Source organism: Neisseria sp. HMSC061H08, from assembly GCF_001836795.1.
Classification (GTDB): Bacteria; Pseudomonadota; Gammaproteobacteria; order Burkholderiales; family Neisseriaceae; genus Neisseria; species Neisseria subflava_A.
In genome coordinates this window covers 46,443-71,229 of sequence record NZ_KV830575.1, presented here as the reverse complement: position 1 = coordinate 71,229, position 24,787 = coordinate 46,443, and the positions used below count along the sequence as shown (strand labels likewise).

Below are 24,787 nucleotides of genomic sequence, written 5' to 3'. Positions count from 1 at the left end.
ACGCCGTACTGGTTTAAAGTTAATCCACTATAAAAACACACCACAACGATTCCACCCTATATCAACACAAAGGCCGTCTGAAACCTTTTCAGACGGCCTTATCCTATCCGTTCATCATCGATTTATTCGATATTTTGAACCTGTTCGCGCATTTGCTCGATCAAGACTTTCAGTTCTACCGACGCTTGCGTACATTCGGCGGCGATGGCTTTGCTGCCCAAGGTATTGGCTTCACGATTCAACTCTTGCATCAGGAAATCCAAGCGTTTGCCTGCGCTGCCCTTACCTTCGGTAATGATGCGGCGTACTTCGGCGATATGGGTGCGCAAACGGCTGAATTCTTCATCCACATCGGATTTTTGAATAAACAAAGCAAATTCCTGTTGCAAGCGGTCGTTGTCGATGTTGCCGACGGCTTCTGCCAAACGGGCTTTGACTTTGTCCATATGCGCCTGCAGCAGGCTTGGGAACAGCTCATTCAAAGCGTCCACAATCTCTTCCATAGCGGTCAGACGTTGCAGCAAATGTTCGCCCAGTTTTTTGCCCTCGCGTTTGCGGGCGGCTGTAAACTCTTTCAACGCGCCGGTCAATAAATCTTTAACACCTTTCGCCAAGGCCTCAGAGTCTTCGCTCTGACCTGCCAAAACGCCGGGGAAACGCAAAACGTCAGCCACGCTTAGCTTGCCGAAATTGTGTTCCTTGCGCCATTCTTTGTTCAAATGCGCCAGCTGTGCGACCAAATCCTGATTGACTTCCAAAGTCTGCCCACCAGAAGCCGCATCTTGCAGCTGAACGCGGCACTCCAGTTTACCGCGCGCCACAGCCGCGGCAATCTGTTCGCGCAATGCGCCTTCCAAATAGCGCAACTCTTCCGGCATACGGAATTGGACATCCAAATAACGATGGTTGACCGCGCGGATTTCCAAATTAATTCGCTTGCCGCCGCATTCGCCTGCGGCATTGGCAAAGCCGGTCATGCTGTGGATTTGAATAGTTTGTCTTGTAGTCATGGTTTTACTCCGTTTCCAAATACGAGTGAAAGTATGGACACTATAACACACCCGACCGACGATTTTCAGACGGCCTTTGCTGCCAAATTCCTCTATAATTCAAGGCAACCTGTTTTTTATTCTCCCCAAAGGACCATCATGAGCGACTACACTCGCACCGGCCGCGCCGCCGACAGCCTGCGCAACATTAAAATCACCCCCAATTTCCTGCCACACGCCGACGGCTCCTGCCTTATTGAGTGCGGCAACACCAAAGTGATTTGCACTGCCTCCATCGACGAAAATGTCCCACCGTTTTTGCGCGGCAAAGAACAAGGCTGGGTAACGGCCGAATACGGCATGTTGCCGGCTTCCACCGCCTCCCGTATGCGCCGCGAAGCCGCCGCAGGCAAACAGTCAGGCCGCACACAAGAAATCCAACGCCTGATCGGCCGCTCGCTGCGCGCCGTCGTCGATATGGAAAAACTCGGCGAACGCCAAATCCTGATTGACTGCGACGTCATCCAAGCCGACGGCGGCACGCGTACCGCCTCCATTACCGGCGCCTACGTTGCTCTGCAAATCGCCGTGGACAAACTCCTTTCAGACGGCCTTATCAGCGAAAACCCCATCCGTGAAGCCGTTGCCGCCGTTTCCGCCGGTGTGGTGGGCGGTGTACCGCTTTTGGACTTGGACTATCCCGAAGATTCAGGCTGCGACAGCGACGTTAACATCATCATGACCGCGTCCGGCAAAATCATCGAAATCCAAGGTACGGCCGAAGGCGCGCCGTTTAGCATCGAAGAATTGGGCAAACTGATTGCCCTCGCGCATAAAGGCATTGCCGAATTGGTGCAACACCAGCAGGCTGCCCTTTTAGCCCGATAATCAGCAAGGCCGTCTGAAAACTTTCAGACGGCCTTTTTTAACCAAACCCCTTTATGCGTATTTACTCAAAAAAGCGCCTCCCATCCTTGAATTTCATGTAAAAAATAGTAATAATAACCCTTTTTCCAGCAAACCAAGCTGCCCGACAAACCCCACAAGAAAGCACGAAACATGGCGTTAATCGTACATAAATACGGCGGCACATCAGTAGGCTCGCCCGAACGCATCAAAAACGTAGCCAAACGTGTCGCCAAAGCCCGCGCCGAAGGACACGACATCGTAGTCGTCGTATCCGCCATGAGCGGCGAAACCAACCGACTGGTCGCACTGGCGCACGAAATGCAAGAGCATCCCGATCCGCGCGAACTCGACGTCGTTCTCGCTACCGGCGAACAAGTGACCATCGGCCTGCTGGCCATGGCGCTGAAAGACATCGGCGTTGACGCCAAAAGCTACACTGGCTGGCAAGTTGCCCTCCAAACCGACACTTCCCACACCAAAGCCCGCATCGAAAACATCGACGACGAAAGAATGCGTACCGATTTGGCCGCCGGTAAAGTCGTTATCGTAGCCGGTTTCCAAGGCATCAGCAGCGAAGGCAATATCTCAACCCTCGGCCGCGGCGGTTCGGACACCTCTGCCGTTGCCATCGCCGCAGCCCTCAAAGCCGACGAATGCCAAATTTACACCGACGTGGACGGTGTTTACACCACCGACCCGCGCGTCGTACCCGAAGCGCGCCGCATGGACACGATCACATTCGAAGAAATGATCGAATTGGCCAGCCTCGGTTCAAAAGTTTTACAAATCCGCTCCGTAGAATTCGCCGGAAAATACAAAGTACGCCTGCGCGTACTCAGCAGCCTGCAAGAAGGCGGCGACGGCACCCTGATTACCTTTGAAGAGGACGACAACATGGAAAGAGCAGCCGTAACCGGTATCGCATTCGACAAAAACCAAGCCCGCATCAACGTACGCGGCGTACCCGACAAACCCGGCGTTGCCTACCAAATCCTCGGCGCAGTTGCCGATGCCAACATCGAAGTCGACATGATCATCCAAAATGTCGGCAGCGAAGGCACAACCGACTTCTCCTTCACCGTACCGCGCAGCGACTACAAGCAAACCATCGAAATCCTGCAACAACGTCAAGACAGCATCGGCGCAGCCTACATCGACGGCGACGACACCGTATGCAAAGTCTCCGCAGTCGGCTTGGGCATGCGTTCACACGTCGGCGTAGCCGCCAAAATCTTCCGCACCCTCGCAGAAGAAGGCATCAACATCCAAATGATTTCAACTTCCGAAATCAAAGTATCCGTCTTGATTGACGAAAAATACATGGAACTGGCCACCCGCGTTCTGCATAAAGCATTCGACTTGGGCAACTAATTCCAGCCAATCAAAAGGCCGTCTGAAACTTTATTGTTTCAGACGGCCTTTTGATTCCTATTGCATCAACCAACAATATCTTAATAAAAAAATCTACTTTAGTTCAAAACAGCATAGCCAACCTTATTACCCTTGTTAATTTCATTATATGTTCAATATTTTACGACCATCCATCTTTGCCGTTTAATTCCAAAAACATACCACTTAACCTAATTTATGAAAAATAAACAAATTTGTAATAAAATAGAACAAAAGTACAAATAATTATCTACACTCATCAATAAAAACAAATTTTCCCGTTTCCCCTAACTTAAGAAGGAATCCTAATATGAACGTATTAAACAAATTCGGTATGCTGATCTTGTCCGCTTCCCTACTGGCAGCCTGCGGCGACTCCGGCAATAAAGGCAGCAGCGACAAACCGGCAGAACAAGTTGCCCAAAGCGAATCTAGCCCGGCCAACAAATACGAAAAAGCCCTGAGTGAATTCCCGGAAGCAGATCCTAAACTGGCCGAACCTATCGTCATTTCCGATAAAAAATCTCCAGATGGTCTTGCCGAATTGCAAAAATTCATTCACTTCACAACCGGTGAAGAAGCTCAAAAAATTACTCAGCTAGGCCTAGAATTGCAAAACTTGGCTAACCAAAATAAAGAAAAAGAAGCTTTGGAGCAGATGAACAAACTGACTGCCGCACTGGAACAATTCCATCAGAGCGCAGCTGCCCTCGATATCAAAGATCCTGAAATCAAAGCAGTTCTGGATCGTGCATTACAAGTCAGCAGTGCTGCCAACAACATGATGATTTATGCAGGCAAACATGCTTCTGAGCTGACTATCAACGGCAAAGATAAAGATTCGCTCAAATTTGCCAATGATTTCCAAGAAAAATCCCAAAAATTGCAAGAAACCCTGCGTGCAGCCAATCAGGAAGTAGAAAAGGCTGCCACAGCCTTAGGCAAGAAATATTCCCAATAAGCCTATTGTTTCCAATAAATAGCAGAAAGGGACATCATCAAAATGTCCCTTTGTTTATATTCAGACGGCCTTGAATATTTTCAACACTCAATCCTTCCCTTCCCTCGAAAAATGCTCAATCTCAAATCCGCTCTGACGATAAGCTCGGAAACGGTCTCGGGCTTCGGCCAAATCTTCCAAGCTGTTACCCACAATCTCAAGGATACGGTTTGGAATCGCCGGTGCTTGGCTCCAAAAATCGGCAGACAGGTTTAAAACCGTGCAATCTTGCGGAATATTCGGCAATGCGTTTCCAAACGCAAGCAATACCGGAGTTTCAGACGGCATGGGGTCGGTAGGCAGCCAGACTTCATGCGGAATAAAGCTTTCGGGAATCTGCTGCCACAAATCAACGTCTAGTTGCTGTACTGCCGCAGCAGAATCAGACCACACCAAAATCTGCCCGCCATCGCGTATGGCGCGCGCAATCAGGCGGCATGCAAAGGCTGCCGGCTGGGCGACGTGTGTATAAAAAGTGGCTTTAGGCATGGCGTATTCTTTCATTTGAGCAATGGATTGGCCGTTTTCAGACGGCCTTTTTGGTTTTCAACAATCTCAAGGCATTGCCCAACACCAGCAGCGAACTGAAACTCATGCCGAGCGCGGCGATCCACGGGGTAACGTAACCAAATACGGCCAGCGGAACGGCAACCAGATTGTATGCACTCGCCCAAGTCAGATTTTGGCGGATGATTTGATGGGTGCGGCGAGCCTGTTCCATCATCACGGGCAAAACGTTCAAATCATCATTGAGCAAAACCACATCGGCACCATCGCGCGCTACATCGGCACTCGTGGCCACGGCTGCCGATACGTCGGCTTGGGCAAGGACGGGGGCATCGTTGATACCGTCGCCAATCATCATGACTTTACGTCCTTGTTTTTGCAGATTTTCTACATAAGCCAGTTTGTCTTCAGGCGTGGCTTCGGCACGATAGGCATCCAAACCCAGCTCTTCCGCGACTTGGGCTACGGCAGCCTGACGGTCGCCGCTTAAAAGGTGTAAACGGATGCCATTTTGTTTCAGGTTTTGCAACATTTCAGCGGCGCTGTCTTTGATTTGGTCTTCCAGCAAAAAGGCCGTCTGAAAACCGCTTTGATTGCCCAAGAAAATAATGCCGCCTGTGTGGTCGATATGGGCAAATGTTTCGGGCAGATGACCGGCAATTTCCGAAACAAACGCCGCTTTGCCCAAAGCCCAAACTTGGGTTTCGCCATCAAATTCGATTTGCGCGCTGACACCGTGTCCGATACGGTTGACCCGTTGCTGCACTTTCACATCAAGCGCGGATACAGGGCCGTCTGAAAGCGTATGGTTCAAAATGGCACGGGCGATGGGGTGTTCGGATTGCTGTTCCAATGCTTGGGCGATAGCAAGGGCTTGGACTTCGTTCAGACGGCCTGAGGACAACATACGGCTGACGGAAAGCTGTCCTTTGGTCAGCGTACCGGTTTTATCGAACACGATATCGTCAATTTGGGCAAGCGTTTCCAAGCTTTGTTTGCCGCTGATGAGAATGCCGTCTTTGGCAAGTGCGCCGGTAGAAGCAGCCAGCGCGGTCGGCGTGGCAAGCGACAAGGCACACGGGCAGGTAATGACCAGCAGGGCAACGGTAATCCACAAGGCGGTGTGTGCATCTGCATACCAAGCCCAGCCGATAAAAACGGGAATCGCAAGCAAGAGCTCGCCAAACACAAAACTGGACGCGTATTTCTCGGCCAACTCGGCGGCACGCGGTTTTTGCGCCAACGCACGGTCGAGCAGTTTGACGATATGGGACAGGCGCGTGTTACCGCCGGTATGGTCGGTGCGGATGATTAAAGGACTGCTGGTGTTAAGCGTACCGGCAGTTACTTTTTCAGACGGCCTTTTCACAATGGGCAGGCTTTCGCCGGTCAACATGGCTTCGTTAACCTCACTCTCGCCGGACAAAACCGTACCGTCCACCGGAATGACTTCGCCGGGCTTCACAACAATCGTATCGCCGATATTGAGGCGGACGACTGCGGCTTCCTCGATGGCATCACTTTCAGGATAAGCAGGCAAGCGGTGGCAGAATGCCGGAACCAATTTAACCAACCGCTCCGCCGCATCGCCTGCTTTGCGTCGGGCAATCTGTTCCATAAAACGCCCGCCCAACAGGAAAAACAGCAGCATGGCGATGGATTCAAAATACATGCCCTGCCCTGCGTTGGTGGCCAAGCTGTAAATACCGGCGATAAAGGTCATCACAATGGCAATGGCAATCGGCGTATCCATGCCGACACGGCGGTTTTTCCAATCACGCCATGCGCCGCGGTAAAACGGCAACGCGCTGTAAAACACAACGGGCAACACCATCAAAAAACCGCCCCAATGCAGGATTTCCAAATAAAGCGGCTCGATGTCGCCGCCGTAAAAATAAGTCGGCAGGGCAAACATCATCGTCTGCATCATACCCAGACCGGCCACGGCCAATCTGACGATAAACTGTTTGCGTTCCTTCTGCGCCTGCACTTCGATTTTTTGCGCATCATAAGGCGCGGCGGTATAACCGGTTTGGCGAATTTTCAGCAAAATATCCGACAATTCGATGTAGGCGCTGTCCCACACCACGCGACAACGGTGGGTGCTGTAATTCAAATCCACGCGCACCACGCCCTTCATACGCAACAACTGCTGTTCAATCAGCCACACACACGCGGCGCAGGTAATACCACCCAGCATCAACACCGCCTCGCGCTCATCCCCAACGCCTACCTCGACAAAATCCGCCTGCACTTCGGGCAAATCGTACAGCTTTAATTGCGACAACACTTCCGGCGGCGGCAATTCGGATTTTTCCGCGTCTGCGGTACGCTGTTTGTAATAATTGCCCAAACCGGCATCAATAATGCTCTGCGCCACCGCTTGGCAGCCGGCGCAGCAGGTTTCGTGTTCTTCGTCTTCAAAACGAACCGTCAGATGCAGATGCTCGGGGACTTCAAGTCCGCAATGGAAACAGTTTTTTTTGGGATGTGTGGGAGATGTCATCATGTGTTCGATTTATTTTTCAGACGGCCTGAAACAACCGTCCCAGGGTGTTACATTTTAGCAAAAAGCGTTTTTCCGCCTCATTTCATTCAATTTTGAATTAACAGGCTGTCGGATTTTATAAAAAACATGGAAAACAAAGTATTGACCGTTTATCAGATGATGAACGGTAACATATAAATACCGTTTATCTTTAAAAACTTCCAATTATTTTAATGTAAAAATGGAACTTTTTTAAAAATTCAAATACATTTTTTATTGACCTCAATCCATTTAAGCAGCATACTTTAGGCATTCCGCGAAGACGGAAATAAAAAAACACACATTTACTTATAAAACTAACTTATTGGGAAACCTCACCATGATTGATCGCCTTATGCCTATCTTCGCCGTTATCGGCATTTTGTCCAGCACCGTATACCTGAGCCTCGCCGCTTGGATGCTTTACGAAAGCGTGTTCAAAAAGAAAAGCCCTCTGTCGGCATAATCCTCGGATTTAAAATTTTACGGTAAGGCCGTCTGAACATTCAGACGGCCTTGTTTCATTCCATACTATCAATCACTTGGCTGTGCGGTCAATTCAATCATCGCTTCGCGCAAACCGTCCAAACCCAAACTTTCGGCAACGGAAACATTCACGCCGACGGCATGCCCGGAATTGTCGCGCAAAATGCCTGCTTCACGTATACCCGACGGCAGCAAATCGATTTTGTTGTACACCACCAATTGCGGAATTTCATGCGCGCCGATTTCTTCCAAGACTTCGTTGACATCGTCCATCTGCCGTTCAAAATCGGGATTGGACGCATCAACGACGTGCAGCAATACATCCGCCATCGCCGTCTCTTCCAAAGTAGCGGAAAACGCCGACACCAGCTTGTGCGGCAAATCGCGGACGAAACCGACGGTATCGGTCAAAATCACGCTCGCCTCGTGCGACAGGAAAAGCCGACGCGCAGTAGTATCCAAAGTGGCGAACAACTGGTCTTTCGCCAATACGTCTGCTTTAGTCAAGCGGTTGAACAGGCTGGATTTTCCGGCATTGGTATAGCCGACAATGGCAAAAGTTTTCAGGCGGCCGCTCATGCGCGATTTGCGGCGTGTGGCGCGTTGTTTGCGGACATCGGCAAGCTGTTTTTTCAATGCCGTGATTTTTTGTCCGATTAAACGGCGGTCGGTTTCCAACTGGGTTTCGCCCGGCCCTTTCAAGCCGATACCGCCCTTCTGACTTTGTAAATGTCCATAACCGCGCACCAGCCGTCCGCTCAAATGGTTCAACTGAGCCAGCTCCACCTGCAACTTACCTTCCTGCGATTGGGCGCGTTTGGCAAAAATCGCCAAAATCAAACCCACTCTGTCGAGGACGCGGCATTGAAGCTCTTTTTCCAGATTACGCTCTTGTGTCGGCGTGAGTTCGTGGTTGAACACAACCAGCCCGACATCATGCTGTTTGACCACTGCCGCCAACTCTTCCGCCTTGCCCGTACCGACAAACAAAGCCGGATGCGGTTTGTCGCGGCGTGAAGTTTCAATAGAAACCAAATCGCCGCCTGCCGCGTCCACCAATTCTGCCGCTTCGGTCAAGGCCGTCTGAAAGCCGCGCTCGCGCGTTTCGTTTGCGCCGGAATAGTCCGCCGTCAGCATCACGCCGACCAAGAGGACGCGTTCGGGCTGTTCCAAAGATTTATCGACGGAAAACAGATTGCGCTTGCTCAAAAAATTTCCTTTCAGACGGCCTGACGGCTGGGTCAAAGTCCTGATTAACGGTTTTTCAAAATATCGGCAAAATATTCGGTCACTTCCGCCAAACGTCCGCCCTGCGCGGCATAAGGCTGCATGACGGCCACCAGCTGTTCCAATACTTCGCGCGTTTCGATTTGCGCGTGTTCGCGGTAGAGCCACATATTTTGCATGGTCACCGTGGTCAATGCCTCGCGTACATTCAGCAAGAGCAAGTGTCGGCAAGACTCATAGCCTTGGCGCAAATCGCCGGCCGCATAGGCGGTAACCGACAATTCATAGTCGATGTCCAACTGATAAACATTGCTTTGGACAAAAAGAATATCGTCTGTTGGGAACGGGATACGTTTCGCCATCAGGCCGATCGCATGGGAAATGCGGTATTTCCCTTCCTGACGCAGCATGGTTTGAGCAAGGTAGAGACACTCGGCACGGCGCGGGTTGTAATCGTATCCTGCCAGCCAAGTCGCCAAAGCTTCATCGCGTTTGCCCATTAATTTGTAGCACTCGCCCAGCTGTTGGTAAGAAACCGTTACTTCTTCGACCCAACCGCCCAACTCGATGCGTTTTTTAAACCATTCGCTCGCGCGCTCGGGCATATCGGAGTCCCAATAAGAGCGCGCCGCATAAAAGGCGTAACGCGGTTTCAGGTCTTCATCTTCAGGGCTGTAAAACGCTTTTTCCAAAGAAACGGCGTCAAGCAGGTATTTGTTCGCCATATTGCTGCGCGCGCCGAAACGGCCACTGAGAACCATATAGTCGCCATGAAGCGTGGCTTCGCTGGTATCTTGTTTGTCGGTTTCGATAAACTCATGCAACACGCCGCGCCAGTAGAATGTACCGTCATTGCGCAACAACAGCGGACGGTAATAAACCACGCTGCCCATGGCATTTCTCATGCGGAGGCGGTAGCGGTCGGCGGTCAGTTCGGGTAATTCCAATTTGCCTTCAAAGCGGTCGTCCGCATCAAAAATCAACACGTAATCGGTTTTGTCTTTTGCGTGTTTCAAAGCCTGATTGCGGTTGTATGCAAAATTTTGCCAACCATCATGATGAATCTCGCCTGCGATGCCCTTTGCATCGAAAAAGCGGCGGATCACGCCGGCGGTATCATCGGTCGAGCCGGTGTCGCTGATGACATAGTAGTCAAGTTTGATGTGGTCGGTGATGTTGGCCAGTGTTTCTTCGATGATTGCCGCTTCGTTTTTGACAATCATATTCAAGCAGATGGTTTGGGACATTTTCAATAGCCGTATTGGTTTGGAAAGGTATTATTTTACTTTAGCATTTTGTTTTTTGCACACAAAATACTCAGGCCGTCTGAAGATTGCCTTTCAGACGGCCTGAAGTTTATTTTGCCTTATCTTTTTTCCTGACGGCGTATCAGATACACCGCCAACAGTGCAAACAAAACCGTCGGCAATGCGCCGGCCAAAAACGGCGGCACGCCGTACAACTGGCTGGTAAAGCTGAAGAGCCGTCCGGCAAAGTGGAACAGCAAACCGAGACAGATACCGCCGAAGAGTTTCAAGCCCATATTGCCGTGGCGCGTCGTTTGCGGCGTAAAGGCGAAGGCAACAAGCGCCATCACCCATGCGGCAACGGGATACACCAGCTTGCGCCACCATGCGATGGCATAGACTTGGGTATTTTGGTTGTTTTTTTCCAGATGGTCGATGTAGGTAGTCAATTCGCCGACAGACATTTGGTCGGGCTTGACGAGCAATACATCCATCAGGTTGCGTTTGACGGAAATCGGCCAGTTTTCTTCGGCGGCAGTGGAAACCTCGACTTTATCTTCGCCCAATATGCTGCGGCGGATATTTTTCAGCTGCCAGCTGCCGTCGGGATTCAAAACGGCGGATTCGGCTTCTGCCGCTTGGGTCAGTTCGTTTTTATCATTGCGCTCCCAAATTTTGATGCCCAAAAGCGTATGGTCGGGCAGCATTTCGCGCACGTTGATGATGCTGTTTTTTTCTTTCAGCCAAAGGCCGGTATTGCCGGTACTGATTTTGCCGTTGATAGCGGCGGCTTTGATGTTTTCGGCTTTTTGGCTCAGCGTGGGGGCAACCCACTCGCCGAGCGCGACGGTGGCAATGGCGAAAATCAAACCGAACTGCGACAGAATCAACAGCAGCTTTTTGGTGCTCATGCCGCTGGCTTTGATAACGGTCAGCTCGCTGCCGGAAGCCAGTTGGCTGAGGGAAATCAGGCCGCCGATCAAAACGGCAAGCGGCATCAGTTCATACGCGCGCGCAGGCATCTGCATTAAAACATACTGCCCCAATTTTGCGCCGTTATAGCTGCCTTTTCCAAGATCGCCGACTTCGTTGATGATTTCAAAAAAGCTGTACAAAGCGAGGAAGGCAAGGAGGGCGTAAACTGCCATAACCGCCATTTGACGGATGATGTAACGTGAAATCAGGTTCATTTTCCGCCTTTCAATGTCAGACTTTTGCCAACCGCCTGCCAGAAGGGTTGGCTAGGCATACTGCGCACGCGCAGCAGGACGACGGCAATCATGAACATGATGATGTGCATAGGCAGCAGTCCGAGCCAGAAATGGATTTTACCGTCTTCCACGGCGTTGCGCAGGAAGGTCAGCCCGTTTTGGTAAACCAAAAACAAACCGATGGCAATCAGGATATTGTAGGTATGGCCGCTGCGTGGATTGAAATAGGAAAGCGGCACAGCAAGCAGGCACAGTAACAAAACGCTGACAGTCAAGGAAATACGCCACATCAATTCCGCCTGGTGTTGGGGATTGCTGCTGCCAATCAGTTGTGCGGTCGGAATGGTACGGCGATGTGAAACAGGGTCGATAAGTTTGGGCGTGGTGCTGATAATCAGGCTGAGGTGTTGGAAAGAAACGCGGTTGTAATCGGCTTTGCCGGGCGTACCGCTGTAACGGTAGCCGTCGCGCAATTCAAGCGTGCGTTTGTTGTCGGTCAGCGAAAAATTGCCCTCTTTGGCAAAAACGATGTTGTCGTTGCCGTTTTTATCCTGCTCGCGCAGGAACAGGTTTTTCATGATGCCGGATTCGGTATCGAAGGTTTCGACAAAATAAACCCTGCCGTTGCGCTTGCCCAAGTTATTGAACTCGCCGGCTTCCACCAAAGACAATTCCTGCTTCTGCTTCAAAATTTCAGCATATTCGCGGCTGCGCAACTCTGCCCACGGCATCACCCAAAGCTGCATGACGGCAATCAAAATGGCAAACGGCACGGCAAACTGCATGACCGGGCGTATCCATTGTTTCAATGCCAATCCGCAGGAGAGCCAAACCGACATCTCGCTGTCGCGCCAGTAGCGGGTCAATACGGTCAACGTACTGATAAATGCGGTCAACACCAGCAAAAGCGGCGTCATGCCGATGACCCAGAAGCCGACCAATGCCAACACGGCATCGATGGCGACACGCCCGTCGGCTGCGCGGCCAAGCAGGTTGATCGCCTGCGTGGACACCAATACCGCCAAGAGGACGACAAAGATGCCGACGGCGGTAAAGGAAAGTTCTTTAATAAAGTTTCTTTGGTAAATCATAAGATTGAGCGTGGTCTACGGTTTATGGGAAACCCATATTTATTCATAAGGCTTCAGACGGCATGACACAAATGGAGTACAATGATTTTCATCTGTTCGGACGGTTGGTCAACAGGCCGTCTGAATAACCGACAACCGTTCCAATCAGGAGAATAAACGTGAAATTTAGCACAAAAGCCGAAACTTTGCAGGCTCAACAAGCAGGTGCGCAATTATTTGTCTGCGCCGAAGCATCGCAACTGAGCAACCCGACTGCCCTCGCCCTCTTCGCTTCCCTTGAAGAAGGTCAAAATTTCGCCGACACCAAAATCCCGACGGACAACGGTTTGCAAGCCATTGCCGTCGCCCGCCTCGAAAAAACCGACCGCGCCGCATTGAACAAAGCCGCCGCCGAAGCCGCCAAATGGGCGCAAAATCAAGAAACGGTCAATGTGGACGTTCATGCCTTTGAAGAAGCGCAAGCCGCCGCCGTTGCCGAAGCTTTTGCCATCGCGTTCGGCAACGCCGCCTACCGTTTCGACCGCTATAAAAAAGAAGCCAAACCGGCCAAATTTGCAGAAGCCGTGTTCCACAGCGCACACGAAGCCGCCGTCAAAGAAGCCCTGCGCGTTGCCGAAGCGCAAGTTTACGGACAAAGCCTCTGCCGCGATTTGGGCAATGCCGCACCAAACGAGTGCACGCCTGAATTCCTCGCGCGTACCGCCAAAGCCGAAGCCGAAAAATTGGGTGCACACGCCAAAATCATTGAAAAAGACTACATCAAAGAAAACATGGGTTCGTTCTGGTCTGTCGCCAAAGGCAGCGTTGAGGATCCATATTTGGTCGAACTGAGCTACTACGGCGCGGCCGACAAAGAAGCCGCGCCTGTGGTATTGGTCGGCAAAGGCATTACCTTCGACACCGGCGGCATCTCCCTCAAACCCGGCCTGAACATGGACGAAATGAAGTTCGACATGTGCGGCGCGGCAACCGTCATCAGTACCTTCTGCGCCGCCGTCAAACTGCAACTGCCGATCAACCTGATTGCCATCGTCGCCACTTGTGAAAACATGCCTTCCGGCGCGGCCAACAAACCGGGGGACGTCGTAAAAAGCATGAAAGGCTTGACCATCGAAGTGTTGAACACCGATGCCGAAGGCCGTCTGATTTTGTGCGACGCATTGACTTACGCCGAACAGTTCAAACCTAAAGCCGTTATCGACGTCGCCACCCTGACCGGCGCGTGCATCATCGCCTTGGGTCATGACGTCAGCGGTGTAATGGGCAACAATCAAGATTTGGTCGACAGCCTGCTGGCCGCTTCCCGCAACGTGGACGACAAAGCATGGCAACTGCCGCTCTTTGAAACCTACAAAGACCAACTCAAATCCAACTTTGCCGACATTCCCAACATCGGCACGCCGGGTGCAGGCACGATTACCGCCGCCACCTTCCTGTCTTACTTCACCGAAGACTACCCGTGGGCGCACCTCGACATCGCAGGTACCGCATGGAAATCCGGCGGTGAAAAAGGCGCGACCGGCCGCCCTGTTCCATTATTGTTGAACTATCTGCGCAACGTGAAATAAATCTTGAGGGAAGCCTGCGGGGTTAATCGTTTCAACCCCGCAGGCCGTCTGAAAACGGAATCCGCATTATCTGACTCAACCTGACAAACGGAGAACCACCATGAAACCACTATTTGCCGCATTATCTGTCGCCCTTCTGCTCGGCACATCTCTAAACGCTCAAGCTGCCGAACAAACCACCCCCACCGACCGCAGCATCCAAGTGTACAAAAAAGCCGACTTGTCAGAATGGAACCGCGAAAACGCAGCCGGAGGCCAAGGTCCCTTGCTCGGCAGCTTTGCCTTCACGCGCCATCAAACCGCCGACCAAGACGCATTCAAAGAAATCGGCTGGCTCACATTACCGCCGGGTGCTTCCATCGGCCAACACAAACATACCGGCAATGAAGACGTTTACATCATCGTATCCGGCAAAGGCCTGTTTACCGACAGCGAAGGCAAACAAACCGAAGTCGGCGCAGGAGACATTACCATCGCCCGCCCCGGCCAGTCCCATGCGCTCAAAAATATCGGCAAAAAGCCGCTGGTATTCTTAGATTTGATTGCCGAGACCGCTGGCGCTAAAGCCGCCGAAACCAAGTAATGCTTTCAATGAAAGCAAACTATCTGCCGTGACTTTCTGCCTTACCCAAACCAGGCAGCAGAAAGATTGTTCCGTTTTCATTTAAACCTGCATACAAGCCAAAGGCCGTCTGAAAACCACGCTTCGTTTTCAGACGGCCTTTTTTCTCAAAAATCTTATCATATTAATAATGAAATGTTATATAATAACAGCCTTTCGAAATATGATGAGAAACTAAAATGACACAAACCACACTCAAACCCATTGTTTTATCTATTCTTTTAATCAGCACCCCTATTCTCTCCCAAGCGCATGAAACCGAGCAGTCGGTTGACTTGGAAGCAGTTACCGTCGTCGGTAAAAGCCGTCCGCGTGCAACGTCGGGGCTGCTGCATGCTTCGACCGCCTCCGACAAAATCATCAGCGGCGATACCTTGCGCCAAAAAGCCGTCAACTTGGGCGATGCTTTGGACGGCGTACCGGGCATTCATGCCTCGCAATACGGCGGCGGCGCGTCCGCGCCTGTGATACGCGGTCAAACAGGCAGACGGATTAAAGTGTTGAACCATCACGGCGAAACGGGCGATATGGCAGACTTCTCGCCCGACCATGCCCTGATGGTGGACAGCGCCTTGTCGCAACAGGTCGAAATCCTGCGCGGCCCGGTTACGCTCTTGTACAGCTCGGGCAATGTGGCCGGTTTGGTCGATGTTGCCGATGGAAAAATCCCCGAAAAAATGCCTGAAAACGGCGTATCGGGCGAAGCCGGATTGCGTTTGAGCAGCGGCAATTTGGAAAAACTGACATCCGCAGGCATCAATATCGGCTTGGGCAACCACTTCGTGCTGCATACCGAAGGCTTGTACCGCAAATCAGGCGATTACGCCGTACCGCGCTATCAAAAAGAAGAAGGCCGTCTGAAACGCCTGCCCGACAGCCATGCCGATTCAAAAACCGGCAGCATCGGCCTGTCTTGGGTGGGCGAGAAAGGTTTCCTCGGCGTGGCGTACAGCGACCGTCGCGACCGCTACGGCCTGCCTGCCCACAGCCATCTCTACGACGACTGCCACGCCGACATCATCTGGCAGAAGAGTTTGATTAACAAACGCTATTTGCAGCTTTATCCGCACCTGCTGACCGAAGAAGACATCGATTACGACAACCCGGGCTTGAGCTGCGGCTTTCATGACGACGATAATGCACACGCCCATGTCCACAACGGCAAACCGTGGATAGACCTGCGCAACAAACGCTACGAACTCCGCGCCGAATGGAAGCAACCATTCCCCGGTTTCGAAGCCCTGCGCGTACACCTGAACCGCAATGACTACCACCACAACGAAAAAGCAGGCGATGCAGTAGAAAACTTCTTCAACAACAAAACACACAACGCCCGTATCGAGTTGCGCCACCAACCCATAGGCCGTCTGAGGGGCAGTTGGGGCGTGCAATATTTGGGACAAAAATCCAGCGCGCTCTCCGCCATTCCCGAAACCGTCCAACAACCGATGTTGATTGACAACAATGTACACCATTACAGCTTTTTCGGTGTAGAACAGGCAAACTGGGACAACTTCTCGCTTGAAGGCGGCGTACGCGTGGAAAAACAAAAAGCCTCCATCCAATACGACAAAGCATTGATTGATCGGGAAAACTACTACAACCAGCCCCTGCCCGACCTCGGCGCACACCGCCAAACCGCCCGCTCGTTCGCACTTTCGGGCAACTGGTATTTCACGCCACACCATAAACTCAGCCTGACCGCCTCGCATCAGGAACGCCTGCCGTCAACGCAAGAGCTGTACGCGCACGGCAAACACGTCGCCACCAATACCTTTGAAGTCGGCAACAAACACCTCAACAAAGAGCGTTCCAACAACATCGAACTCGCGCTGGGCTACGAAGGCGATCGCTGGCAATACAATCTGGCACTCTACCGCAACCGCTTCGGCAACTACATCTACGCCCAAACCCTAAACGACGGACGCGGCCCCAAATCCATCGAAGACGACAGCGAAATGAAGCTCGTACGCTATAACCAATCCGGCGCCGACTTCTACGGCGCGGAAGGCGAAATCTACTTCAAACCGACACCGCGCTACCGCATCGGCGTTTCCGGCGACTATGTACGAGGCCGTCTGAAAAACCTGCCATCGCTGCCCGGCAGGGAAGATGCCTACGGCAACCGTCCTTTCATCGCGCAGGACGACCAAAACGCACCCCGCGTTCCGGCTGCGCGCCTCGGCGTCCACCTGAAAGCCGCGCTGAACGACCGCATCGATGTCAATTTGGACTACTACCGCGTGTTCGCCCAAAACAAACTCGCCCACTACGAAACGCGCACACCCGGACACCATATGCTCAACCTCGGCGCAAACTACCGCCGCAATACGCGCTATGGCGAGTGGAATTGGTACGTCAAAGCAGACAACCTGCTCAATCAGTCCGTTTACGCCCACAGCAGCTTCCTCTCTGATACGCCGCAAATGGGTCGCAGCTTTACCGGCGGTGTGAACGTGAAGTTTTAAAATCAGATAGATAAACAAAAAAGGTTTTCAGACGGCCGTCTGAAAACCTTTTTCTTGTTTTAACCAATCATTTAAAACTGACTATTAATCTTTCAACACATCTTGCGCAGCCGCTTGAATCTTAGCCGCCGCCGCTTCGATTTGCTGCTGTTCGGTAGATTGACCTGACACTGTTTCAGCCGGGGCTGCTTGAGAAGCTGCGGCTTTAGGCTCAGATTCAGTTTGCGGCGCAGTCAGCGGCAAACGCGCCAATACAGTGCTGACGCCGGTTACTTTATCGCCAATCGCCACTTGCGCCTGCGCATCGACAGGCAGATACATATCCACGCGCGAACCAAAGCGGATAAAGCCATAGCGTTCGCCACGGGACAGTTTCGCACCGGCTTGGGTGTAGCACAAAATACGGCGCGCCACCAAACCGGCCACTTGAACAAAAGTAATTTCACGACCTGAAGCCGTAGTCGCCAACACCGCGTTACGTTCATTTTCCGTACTGGCCTTGTCCAAATCCGCATTCACGAATTTGCCTTTGTTATAAACCACTTTCGTTACCGTACAATCGGCAGGCGATTTTTGCGAATGCACGTTGAACACGTTCATAAAAATACTGATTTTCAAAGCATCGACATCACGATACGGATCGCGTGCGCGCTCGACCACCACGATACGGCCGTCAACCGGGCTTAATACCGCTTCAGGATTTTGCGGAATCTCACGCGCAGGGTCGCGGAAAAACTGCAGGGCAAATACGGTAAACACCCAAAACGGCAAAGACCACCAGCCGCAGCACATCGACACCAGCAGGCTCAAAGCCAAACCGCCGCCGATAATCGGCCAACCCTCGCGGGCGATAATCGGGTGGGGATACAAACGGTTCATTACTTATCCTTCATTTAATAATTTCAAAATTGCCGCCATTATATCTGAAACTCCAAACATTGAGGCCGTCTGAAATGTTCAGACGGCCGGTGTCTTTTGTAAAAAATACTCAACATAGATAAAGTTTAAATCTCGGCAACACAACAACACAGCGTCCTAAACAAGCGGCTCACACAATCCGACACCTCGCCGCAGACAATGTTTAGACTACCCCTCTACCCTCGATTATCTCGACAAGCCCAACACGACCGCCAATACCAACCAAATCCAATGCCGCCGGCGTGATGTAGAAAACAAAGCGCGTTGAGACAGCAAACGCGTTTGGCTCAACTGAAACGCCACATCGGCCAACATCATCAAACGATCGGCCTGCCGCGCCTCCCGTTCTTCCACTTTACGCAGTTTCAAATTTTCCGCCTCAATCCGCAGCCGCACCAGCTTGGCTTCCAAAAGCAGCAGCTCACGCGCTTCTTCATACTCCTGTTGCTTCATCGTCCGCCCCCTTGTCTATCTCACCGCGCAAATACGCAATGTCCGTCCGAATATCCTGCAAGGTTTCAGCCACACGGCTGCCCTGCTCCCGATAATCTGCCGATACTGTTTAAAATGATACAGTATAATCAACAGCTTCATAAAAATACCTAAAAATATCCTCAAAGCCACCAGATTTAACAACGTTATCTCAATTATCTCTTTTCAGGAAAACAAAATGATTAAACAAAAGAAGATGTAACTGTCCTAAAAAGTTAAAAATTTGAGAGTCTTTTTCCAATAAGAAATAACAACTCGAGATCTTCTGCTACCATAATACTCAAAGGAGGGAACCAGAATGAATAATGCTAAATTAGTGATTCCAAATTGTAATGAGTTTATGTCTATTTATGGGTTTGATTGCGAAATAGACGATGTTATTCAGACCGTTAAGTTTGTTAACGGTGATGAACGAGTTACTTTAAGCTTTGATCTGACAGTAAATTCTGTCAGATTCTTGTTTTACAGAAAAGATTATATTGTCATTGATCTTTATCTAGAAGATCTGTCGGAGCTATATTTGGATGAAAATGGTGATTGCCTATCATTTAAATTTTCTAACAACCTTCATATACTGATAAAACTCTATCCCCAAATTAATATTACTGGAACTACCCTGCTATAGATAACCAGAACAAATCTCTCTTTACTGATTATTCGAGGACAATCCCTTATCATTAGATAGCAAGTGCCTAACTAAGGTTTCAAGAGTATCTTAAAAGCTACGAGAATATTTTTATGTCTATCTATAACGGCATTTGCAATAAAATTAACATGCTCTAATATTCTTAAAAAACTCTATGCACCTATTGCTTCATCGTCCGCACCCTTGTCTATCTCACCGCGCAAATACGCAATGTCCGTCCGAATATCCTGCAAGGTTTCAGCCACACGACTGCCCTGCTCCCGATAGTCCGCCGATACTTTGCGGAACAATACGGCAATAATCAGCAGGCTCACGAAGAAAATGCCAAAAAATACCCACAACGCCGCCACATCCGACAACACGCGGTTCAAGCCGAACAGCAAACCGACCAAGCCCACCATCAACAGCGCGCCGGACAACACCAGCCAAACCGCCAAACGGAACACATTCTCCGCCTGACGCGTCAAATCCAAGCTCAACACCTGCAAACGCAGCAGCAGCAAATCCGCGCCCTGATTCAACAAAGCCTTGCCATGTTCAAAACGTTGGCGAATCCCCATCTCGATTATCCTTTTTCTCAGGAAACATAAGGCTAAGGCCGTCTGTACGGCGCAATGAAATCCATGATTTCATGTGTACACCTGTTCAGACGGCCTTAACATATTCACATTAACGGCGGTTCAACAACACACCGACAACCAAACCGGCCAATGCGGCAAAACCCATCGCATAATATGGTTTTTCATGCACCACTTCATCAGCATGTTTGGCACCGCGTTTCAAACGCTCGCCCGTATCGGCTTCAAATTCGGCAAAGCGCTCTTTGCCTTCTTTAAAACGCTCCTGGGCCGCCTCTTCAAACTGCTCGTATTTCTCACGCGCACGCTCGGCATGATGGCGCAAACGTTCGCCGGCCTCTTCTTCAAAACGGCTCAAACGCTCTTTGGCCGCGGCCAATTTTTCTTCCAATTTGGCCCGGGCTTTGCCGCCCTCTTCCGAACCGGCTTCCACACCGTCGCGGTACAACTCTTCCACATCATCCATCACTTCTCGGATGTCTTTCAGCAAAGCCTCGCGACGTGCTTCAAAATCGTGTTTTTTCATGCTTTTCTCCTTGATATAGGTTGATATGGTTACAGAATATTTATCTGTTAATAAATTATAACCGTTTATTCCAAAATAAACGTTAATTTAAATAAAATTAAGTGCTTATTATGAAAACAACCCGATGAAATTTAAAAAAGGCCGTCTGAAAACTTCAGACGGCCTTTTCCATTCAGCTTAAAGACTTAAGTCTTATGCCAAACCTTTTGCTTTCAACACTTCCAGCATGGTAGTGCCTAACTCGGCAGGGCTGCGGGTGTAAGCGATACCGGCTTTTTCGAAAGCGGCGAATTTTTCTTCGGCAGTACCTTTACCACCGGAGATAATCGCACCGGCGTGACCCATACGTTTGCCTTTAGGAGCGGTAACACCTGCGATGTAACCTACAACAGGTTTGGTTACGTTGGATTGGATGTATTCGGCTGCTTCTTCTTCCGCAGTACCGCCGATTTCACCAATCATGATGATGGCGTCGGTATCTGGGTCTTCTTGGAAGAGTTTCAGTGCGTCGATTTGGTTCATACCAGGAATCGGGTCGCCGCCGATACCGATACAGGTTGATTGACCCAAGCCCAGTTTGGTGGTTTGTGCCACAGCTTCGTAAGTCAATGTACCGGAACGGGAAATAATACCGATGCGGCCTGGAGTGTGGATGTGGCCCGGCATAATACCGATTTTGCACTCACCCGGAGTAATCACGCCCGGGCAGTTTGGGCCGACCAAGCGGGTACCGTTGCCGTTGGTTTCCAAGTAACGTTTGGCTTTGAGCATGTCCAAAGTAGGCACGCCTTCGGTAATCACAACGACCAAGCCTACGCCTGAATCAACGGCTTCAACGATAGAATCCAAAACAAACGGAGCGGGAACGTAAATTACAGATGCGTCCGCGCCGGTTTCTTTAACGGCTTCTTTCATGGTGTTGAATACAGGCAGGTTCAGGTGGGTTTGACCGCCTTTGCCTGGGGTAACGCCGCCGACAACTTTAGTGCCGTAAGCCAGAGCTTGTTCGGAGTGGAAAGTACCGTTTTTACCGGTGAAACCTTGAACCAATACTTTGGTGTCTTTATTAATCAATACGCTCATTCTTTTCTCCTTAGGCGTTTACGGCTGCAACAATTTTTTCGGCTGCGTCATTCAGGCCGTCTGCAGAAGTCAGTTTCAGACCTGATTCGTTCAGGATTTTCGCGCCGAGTTCGGCGTTGTTACCTTCCAAACGAACAACGACAGGAACGTTGACGTTGATTTCTTTAACGGCTGCCACGATGGCTTCCGCAATCATGTCGCAACGTACGATACCGCCGAAGATGTTGATCAATACGCCTTTAACGGATTTGTCTTCCAGAATCAGTTTGAACGCTTCAACCACGCGGTCTTTAGTTGCGCCGCCACCAACGTCCAAGAAGTTGGCAGGTTGGCCGCCTTTGAGTTTGATGATGTCCATAGTGGCCATCGCTAAACCGGCACCGTTCACCATACAGCCGATGTTACCTTCCAAGGCAACATAGTTCAGGTCGAATTCGGAAGCTTTCAGCTCACGTTCGTTTTCTTGAGATTTGTCGCGCAATTCAGCGATTTTTGGCAGGCGGTAGAGCGCGTTGCTGTCGATGCCGATTTTGCCGTCCACGCAAGCCAGTGCGCCGTTTTCGCGAACTGCCAATGGGTTTACTTCAAACAGTGCGAAGTCGTTGTCGACAAACGCTTTGTACGCACCGGTCATCAGTTTGACGAACTCGTTGATTTGTTTGTCTTTCAAGCCCAGTTGGAACGCAACTTCGCGAGCTTGGCAAGGTTGCAGGCCGACCAGCGGATCAACGGTTACTTTGAAGATTTTTTCAGGAGTTTCGGCAGCAACTTTTTCAATTTCCACGCCGCCTTCGGTAGAAGCCATGAATGTAATGCGGCGGGTAGAACGGTCAACCACTGCGCCCAAGTACAGCTCGGTTTGAACAGGATACATGTCTTCGCAAACCAAAACGCTGTTGACAGGTTGGCCGTTGGCATCGGTTTGGTAAGTTACCAAGTTGGTGCCAATCAGGCTTTCAGCCACTTCTTTAGCTTCTTCGCGGCTTTTAACGACTTTTACGCCGCCCGCTTTACCGCGGCCGCCGGCGTGTACTTGTGCTTTGACAACAGCGAATTTGCCGCCCAATTTGTCGTAAGCTGCAGCGGCTTCTTCGCCGTTGTGTGCCAAAATACCGCCTTGTACGGGCAAACCGTAGCTAGCCAGCAGTTCTTTAGCCTGATACTCGTGTAAATTCATGGATTTCTCCTTAAGGTGAGTGGGTTTTAGGAATCGCCCTGCGGCCAATCCCATATTTTCAGACGGCCCTACTATTTACTGAAGGGCAACCACATCCGCGCCAGCAGATACATGGTTGCGCCGCCTCCTCCGAGAATAAAAAAGACAATGCCTTTTTTACGCGAATTCGGGCAGAGCAGATAAACGGCAAGGCTGAAACTGATAAACAACAATGCCACGCGCCAAACCAATTCTTTATCTTTGAAACGGTTGAGCGTATAAGTTTCGGCCATCATCACATACATTTGCCACAATGCGGCCATACACATGCTGATGATGCCCATCGGTATAAAGAAAATACCGACTATTTCTTTGTTCATAATGAATGTAAATGCTGTTTGTTTGTCTGACGGAATTATAAATCAGAAAACGAAGCTCTCGAAACATTCAATTTGTCGGAGGCCTTAAGGCCGTCTGAAAAGTTTCAGACGGCCTTAATGTCTATCAACCGTGCAAAGCGCGTTTGTCGGCCGCCAATGCAGCTTCGTGAACCACTTCGGACAAGGTTGGGTGGGCATGGATAATGCGGGCGATGTCTTCGCTGCTGGCGAAGAATTCGAGCGCAGTCACGCCTTCGGTAACCAATTCGCTGACAACCGGGCCAATCATGTGTACGCCCAAGATACGGTCGGTTTTGGCATCTGCCAATACTTTAACCGTACCTTTGGCTTTGCCCATTGCCAATGCGCGACCGTTTGCACCGAAACCTGAAGTACCTTTTTTGTACTCCACGCCTTCGGCTTTGAGCTGCTCTTCGGTTTTACCCACCCAAGCGATTTCAGGGTCGGTGTAAATCACGAATGGTACGTTGTTGAAGTCGATATGCGGTTTTTGACCGGCAATGCGCTCGGCAACGGCAACACCTTCGTCGCTGGCTTTGTGTGCCAACATCGGGCCGCGAACCACGTCACCGATTGCCCATACATTAGGCAGGTTGGTACGGCATTCGCCGTCCACTTTGATAAAGCCGCGTTCGTCTTTTTCCAAACCGACGGCTTCGGCGTTCAGGCCTTTGGTGTTTGGAATACGGCCGATGGCAACGATCAGTTTGTCGAATACTTCGGTTTTGGCTTCGCCGGCAGCAGTTTCGTAAGCAACGGAAACGCCTTTGCCTTCAGATTTGATGTCGCCGATTTTCACGCCCAATTCAATGCTCAAACCTTGCTCTTTGGTGAAGTATTTGAAGGCTTCTTTGGCGATTTGTTGGTCGGCGGCAGCCAGGAAGGTCGGCGCAGCTTCAAGAATGGTAACTTCTGCACCCACACGGTTCCATACGGAACCCATTTCCAAACCAATCACGCCGGAACCAATCACGCCGAGTTTGGCAGGCACTTCGGTCAGGTTCAATGCACCTTCGTTATCCAATACGTTCACATTGTCGATAGCGACTTGTGGCAACGGACGAGGTACGGAACCGGTGGCTACGATGACGTGTTTGGCTTCGATAACGGTTTTCTCGCCTTTGTTATCGACTTCGATTTGGTAAGCATCGCCATTTTTACCGGCAAAGGAAGCAGTACCGAACAGGCTGGTTACTTTGTTTTTTTGGAACAGGAATTTCACGCCGCCGGTCAGTTTGGTCACGATGGCATCTTTGCGCTCAATCATTTTGGCCGCGTCGAATTTTACGTCGCCGACAGTGATACCGTGTTCGGCAAACTCGTGTTGCGCAGCGTGGAAATGTTCGCTGGATTGCAACAGGGCTTTGGAAGGGATACAGCCTACGTTCAAGCAAGTACCGCCCAATGCAGGGGCATTGCCTGCTTTGTTAACGCCTGCGTCGACGCAAGCGGTTTTGAAACCCAGTTGCGCGGCACGGATGGCGGCAACGTATCCGCCCGGGCCTGCACCAATCACTACTACATCATATTGAGACATCGTGTCATCCTTTGCTTTTCGCAGTATCTCAAAATAAAAACGATACTTTTTGTTTCTTTTTTATTTTGAATGACTGCGTTTTGATGGTTTTAAGAAAAGGCCGTCTGAAAGTCCATATCTGTCGATTCATTCGAATCAAATGTTTCAGACGGCCTCAATCGTTCGTTGAGCCTATTGTAGCACGATACTACATTATGCTACATCTAAAT

Annotated in this window: 23 protein-coding genes; 8 read left to right on the top strand and 15 right to left on the bottom strand. The window is 50.7% G+C overall.

The features are described from left to right. Positions 1 to 122 precede the first annotated feature (122 nt). Positions 123 to 1,010 (bottom strand): YicC/YloC family endoribonuclease, encoded by an 888-nt coding sequence (locus HMPREF2675_RS05465; protein WP_283127802.1) that lies wholly within the window; start codon positions 1,008 to 1,010, stop codon positions 123 to 125. Between the two features lie 138 nt (positions 1,011 to 1,148). Between HMPREF2675_RS05465 and rph the strand changes: the two genes are divergently transcribed. The 3 genes from rph (at position 1,149) to HMPREF2675_RS05450 (ending at position 4,248) form a co-directional block, all read left to right on the top strand. Next, positions 1,149 to 1,877, top strand: a complete 729-nt coding sequence (gene rph, locus HMPREF2675_RS05460; RefSeq protein ID WP_003686003.1) for a ribonuclease PH — start codon at positions 1,149 to 1,151, stop codon at positions 1,875 to 1,877. A 171-nt stretch (positions 1,878 to 2,048) separates the two neighbouring features. Then, a complete protein-coding gene (locus tag HMPREF2675_RS05455; RefSeq protein WP_070814323.1) occupies positions 2,049 to 3,269 on the top strand; it encodes an aspartate kinase in 1,221 nt (406 codons plus the stop codon). Between the two features lie 328 nt (positions 3,270 to 3,597). Next, complete coding sequence (locus tag HMPREF2675_RS05450; protein WP_070814322.1) at positions 3,598 to 4,248, top strand: hypothetical protein; 651 nt, start codon at positions 3,598 to 3,600, stop codon at positions 4,246 to 4,248. An 87-nt stretch (positions 4,249 to 4,335) separates the two neighbouring features. On the opposite strand, the gene HMPREF2675_RS05445 is transcribed toward HMPREF2675_RS05450, so the two are convergent. Then, positions 4,336 to 4,776, bottom strand: coding sequence for a DNA polymerase III subunit chi (locus HMPREF2675_RS05445; RefSeq protein ID WP_070608039.1), 441 nt, complete (start codon positions 4,774 to 4,776; stop codon positions 4,336 to 4,338). 37 nt (positions 4,777 to 4,813) lie between these two features. Next, positions 4,814 to 7,300, bottom strand: a complete 2,487-nt coding sequence (locus HMPREF2675_RS05440) for a heavy metal translocating P-type ATPase (protein WP_070814482.1) — start codon at positions 7,298 to 7,300, stop codon at positions 4,814 to 4,816. A 361-nt stretch (positions 7,301 to 7,661) separates the two neighbouring features. Between HMPREF2675_RS05440 and HMPREF2675_RS11570 the strand changes: the two genes are divergently transcribed. Next, positions 7,662 to 7,787: a hypothetical protein gene (locus tag HMPREF2675_RS11570; RefSeq protein WP_003678791.1), complete on the top strand. Its 126-nt coding sequence runs from the start codon at positions 7,662 to 7,664 to the stop codon at positions 7,785 to 7,787. A 68-nt stretch (positions 7,788 to 7,855) separates the two neighbouring features. Here HMPREF2675_RS11570 and hflX read toward each other — a convergent pair whose 3' ends face one another. The 4 genes from hflX to lptF form a co-directional block, all read right to left on the bottom strand. Then, positions 7,856 to 9,016, bottom strand: a complete 1,161-nt coding sequence (gene hflX, locus HMPREF2675_RS05435) for a GTPase HflX (protein WP_070814321.1) — start codon at positions 9,014 to 9,016, stop codon at positions 7,856 to 7,858. Positions 9,017 to 9,060: 44 nt separating this feature from the next. Next, positions 9,061 to 10,281 (bottom strand): glycosyltransferase, encoded by a 1,221-nt coding sequence (locus HMPREF2675_RS05430; protein ID WP_283127801.1) that lies wholly within the window; start codon positions 10,279 to 10,281, stop codon positions 9,061 to 9,063. Between the two features lie 119 nt (positions 10,282 to 10,400). Beyond that, positions 10,401 to 11,471, bottom strand: a complete 1,071-nt coding sequence (lptG, locus tag HMPREF2675_RS05425) for an LPS export ABC transporter permease LptG (protein ID WP_070814320.1) — start codon at positions 11,469 to 11,471, stop codon at positions 10,401 to 10,403. Continuing rightward, entirely contained in the window at positions 11,468 to 12,583 is a 1,116-nt protein-coding gene (gene lptF / locus HMPREF2675_RS05420) for an LPS export ABC transporter permease LptF (RefSeq protein WP_070814319.1), read from the bottom strand. Before lptF ends, lptG begins: the two co-directional genes overlap by 4 nt. Before the next feature lie 158 nt (positions 12,584 to 12,741). Here lptF and HMPREF2675_RS05415 point away from each other — a divergent pair, with 158 nt between their 5' ends. The 3 genes from HMPREF2675_RS05415 to znuD all read left to right on the top strand — a co-directional run bounded on the left by HMPREF2675_RS05415 (position 12,742) and on the right by znuD (position 17,241). Next, positions 12,742 to 14,151: a leucyl aminopeptidase gene (locus HMPREF2675_RS05415; protein WP_070814318.1), complete on the top strand. Its 1,410-nt coding sequence runs from the start codon at positions 12,742 to 12,744 to the stop codon at positions 14,149 to 14,151. A gap of 100 nt (positions 14,152 to 14,251) precedes the next feature. Then, entirely contained in the window at positions 14,252 to 14,734 is a 483-nt protein-coding gene (locus HMPREF2675_RS05410) for a cupin domain-containing protein (protein ID WP_070814317.1), read from the top strand. A 218-nt stretch (positions 14,735 to 14,952) separates the two neighbouring features. Then, entirely contained in the window at positions 14,953 to 17,241 is a 2,289-nt protein-coding gene (gene znuD / locus HMPREF2675_RS05405) for a TonB-dependent zinc receptor ZnuD (protein ID WP_070814316.1), read from the top strand. Between the two features lie 84 nt (positions 17,242 to 17,325). Here znuD and HMPREF2675_RS05400 read toward each other — a convergent pair whose 3' ends face one another. Continuing rightward, a complete protein-coding gene (locus tag HMPREF2675_RS05400) occupies positions 17,326 to 18,120 on the bottom strand; it encodes a phosphatidylserine decarboxylase (protein WP_070814315.1) in 795 nt (264 codons plus the stop codon). Between the two features lie 225 nt (positions 18,121 to 18,345). After that, complete coding sequence (locus HMPREF2675_RS05395) at positions 18,346 to 18,612, bottom strand: hypothetical protein (RefSeq protein ID WP_070814314.1); 267 nt, start codon at positions 18,610 to 18,612, stop codon at positions 18,346 to 18,348. 337 nt (positions 18,613 to 18,949) lie between these two features. On the opposite strand from HMPREF2675_RS05395, the gene HMPREF2675_RS05390 reads away from it, so the two are divergent. Continuing rightward, complete coding sequence (locus tag HMPREF2675_RS05390) at positions 18,950 to 19,276, top strand: hypothetical protein (protein ID WP_083323883.1); 327 nt, start codon at positions 18,950 to 18,952, stop codon at positions 19,274 to 19,276. Between the two features lie 173 nt (positions 19,277 to 19,449). Here the strand turns inward: HMPREF2675_RS05390 and HMPREF2675_RS05385 are convergent, their stop codons facing one another. The 6 genes from HMPREF2675_RS05385 to lpdA all read right to left on the bottom strand — a co-directional run bounded on the left by HMPREF2675_RS05385 (position 19,450) and on the right by lpdA (position 24,578). Beyond that, entirely contained in the window at positions 19,450 to 19,857 is a 408-nt protein-coding gene (locus HMPREF2675_RS05385; RefSeq protein ID WP_070814313.1) for a phage holin family protein, read from the bottom strand. Between the two features lie 109 nt (positions 19,858 to 19,966). Further along, complete coding sequence (locus HMPREF2675_RS05380; protein ID WP_070814312.1) at positions 19,967 to 20,401, bottom strand: ElaB/YgaM/YqjD family protein; 435 nt, start codon at positions 20,399 to 20,401, stop codon at positions 19,967 to 19,969. 192 nt (positions 20,402 to 20,593) lie between these two features. After that, positions 20,594 to 21,484: a succinate--CoA ligase subunit alpha gene (gene sucD, locus HMPREF2675_RS05375; protein WP_002221113.1), complete on the bottom strand. Its 891-nt coding sequence runs from the start codon at positions 21,482 to 21,484 to the stop codon at positions 20,594 to 20,596. A gap of 10 nt (positions 21,485 to 21,494) precedes the next feature. Then, entirely contained in the window at positions 21,495 to 22,715 is a 1,221-nt protein-coding gene (sucC, locus tag HMPREF2675_RS05370; RefSeq protein ID WP_314052182.1) for an ADP-forming succinate--CoA ligase subunit beta, read from the bottom strand. Between the two features lie 17 nt (positions 22,716 to 22,732). After that, positions 22,733 to 23,020: a hypothetical protein gene (locus HMPREF2675_RS05365; RefSeq protein WP_070814311.1), complete on the bottom strand. Its 288-nt coding sequence runs from the start codon at positions 23,018 to 23,020 to the stop codon at positions 22,733 to 22,735. A gap of 124 nt (positions 23,021 to 23,144) precedes the next feature. Beyond that, the gene (gene lpdA / locus HMPREF2675_RS05360) at positions 23,145 to 24,578 is read right to left on the bottom strand and encodes a dihydrolipoyl dehydrogenase (RefSeq protein ID WP_002225317.1); all 1,434 of its coding nucleotides are present in this window, start codon (positions 24,576 to 24,578) and stop codon (positions 23,145 to 23,147) included. Between the last annotated feature and the right edge of the window lie 209 nt (positions 24,579 to 24,787).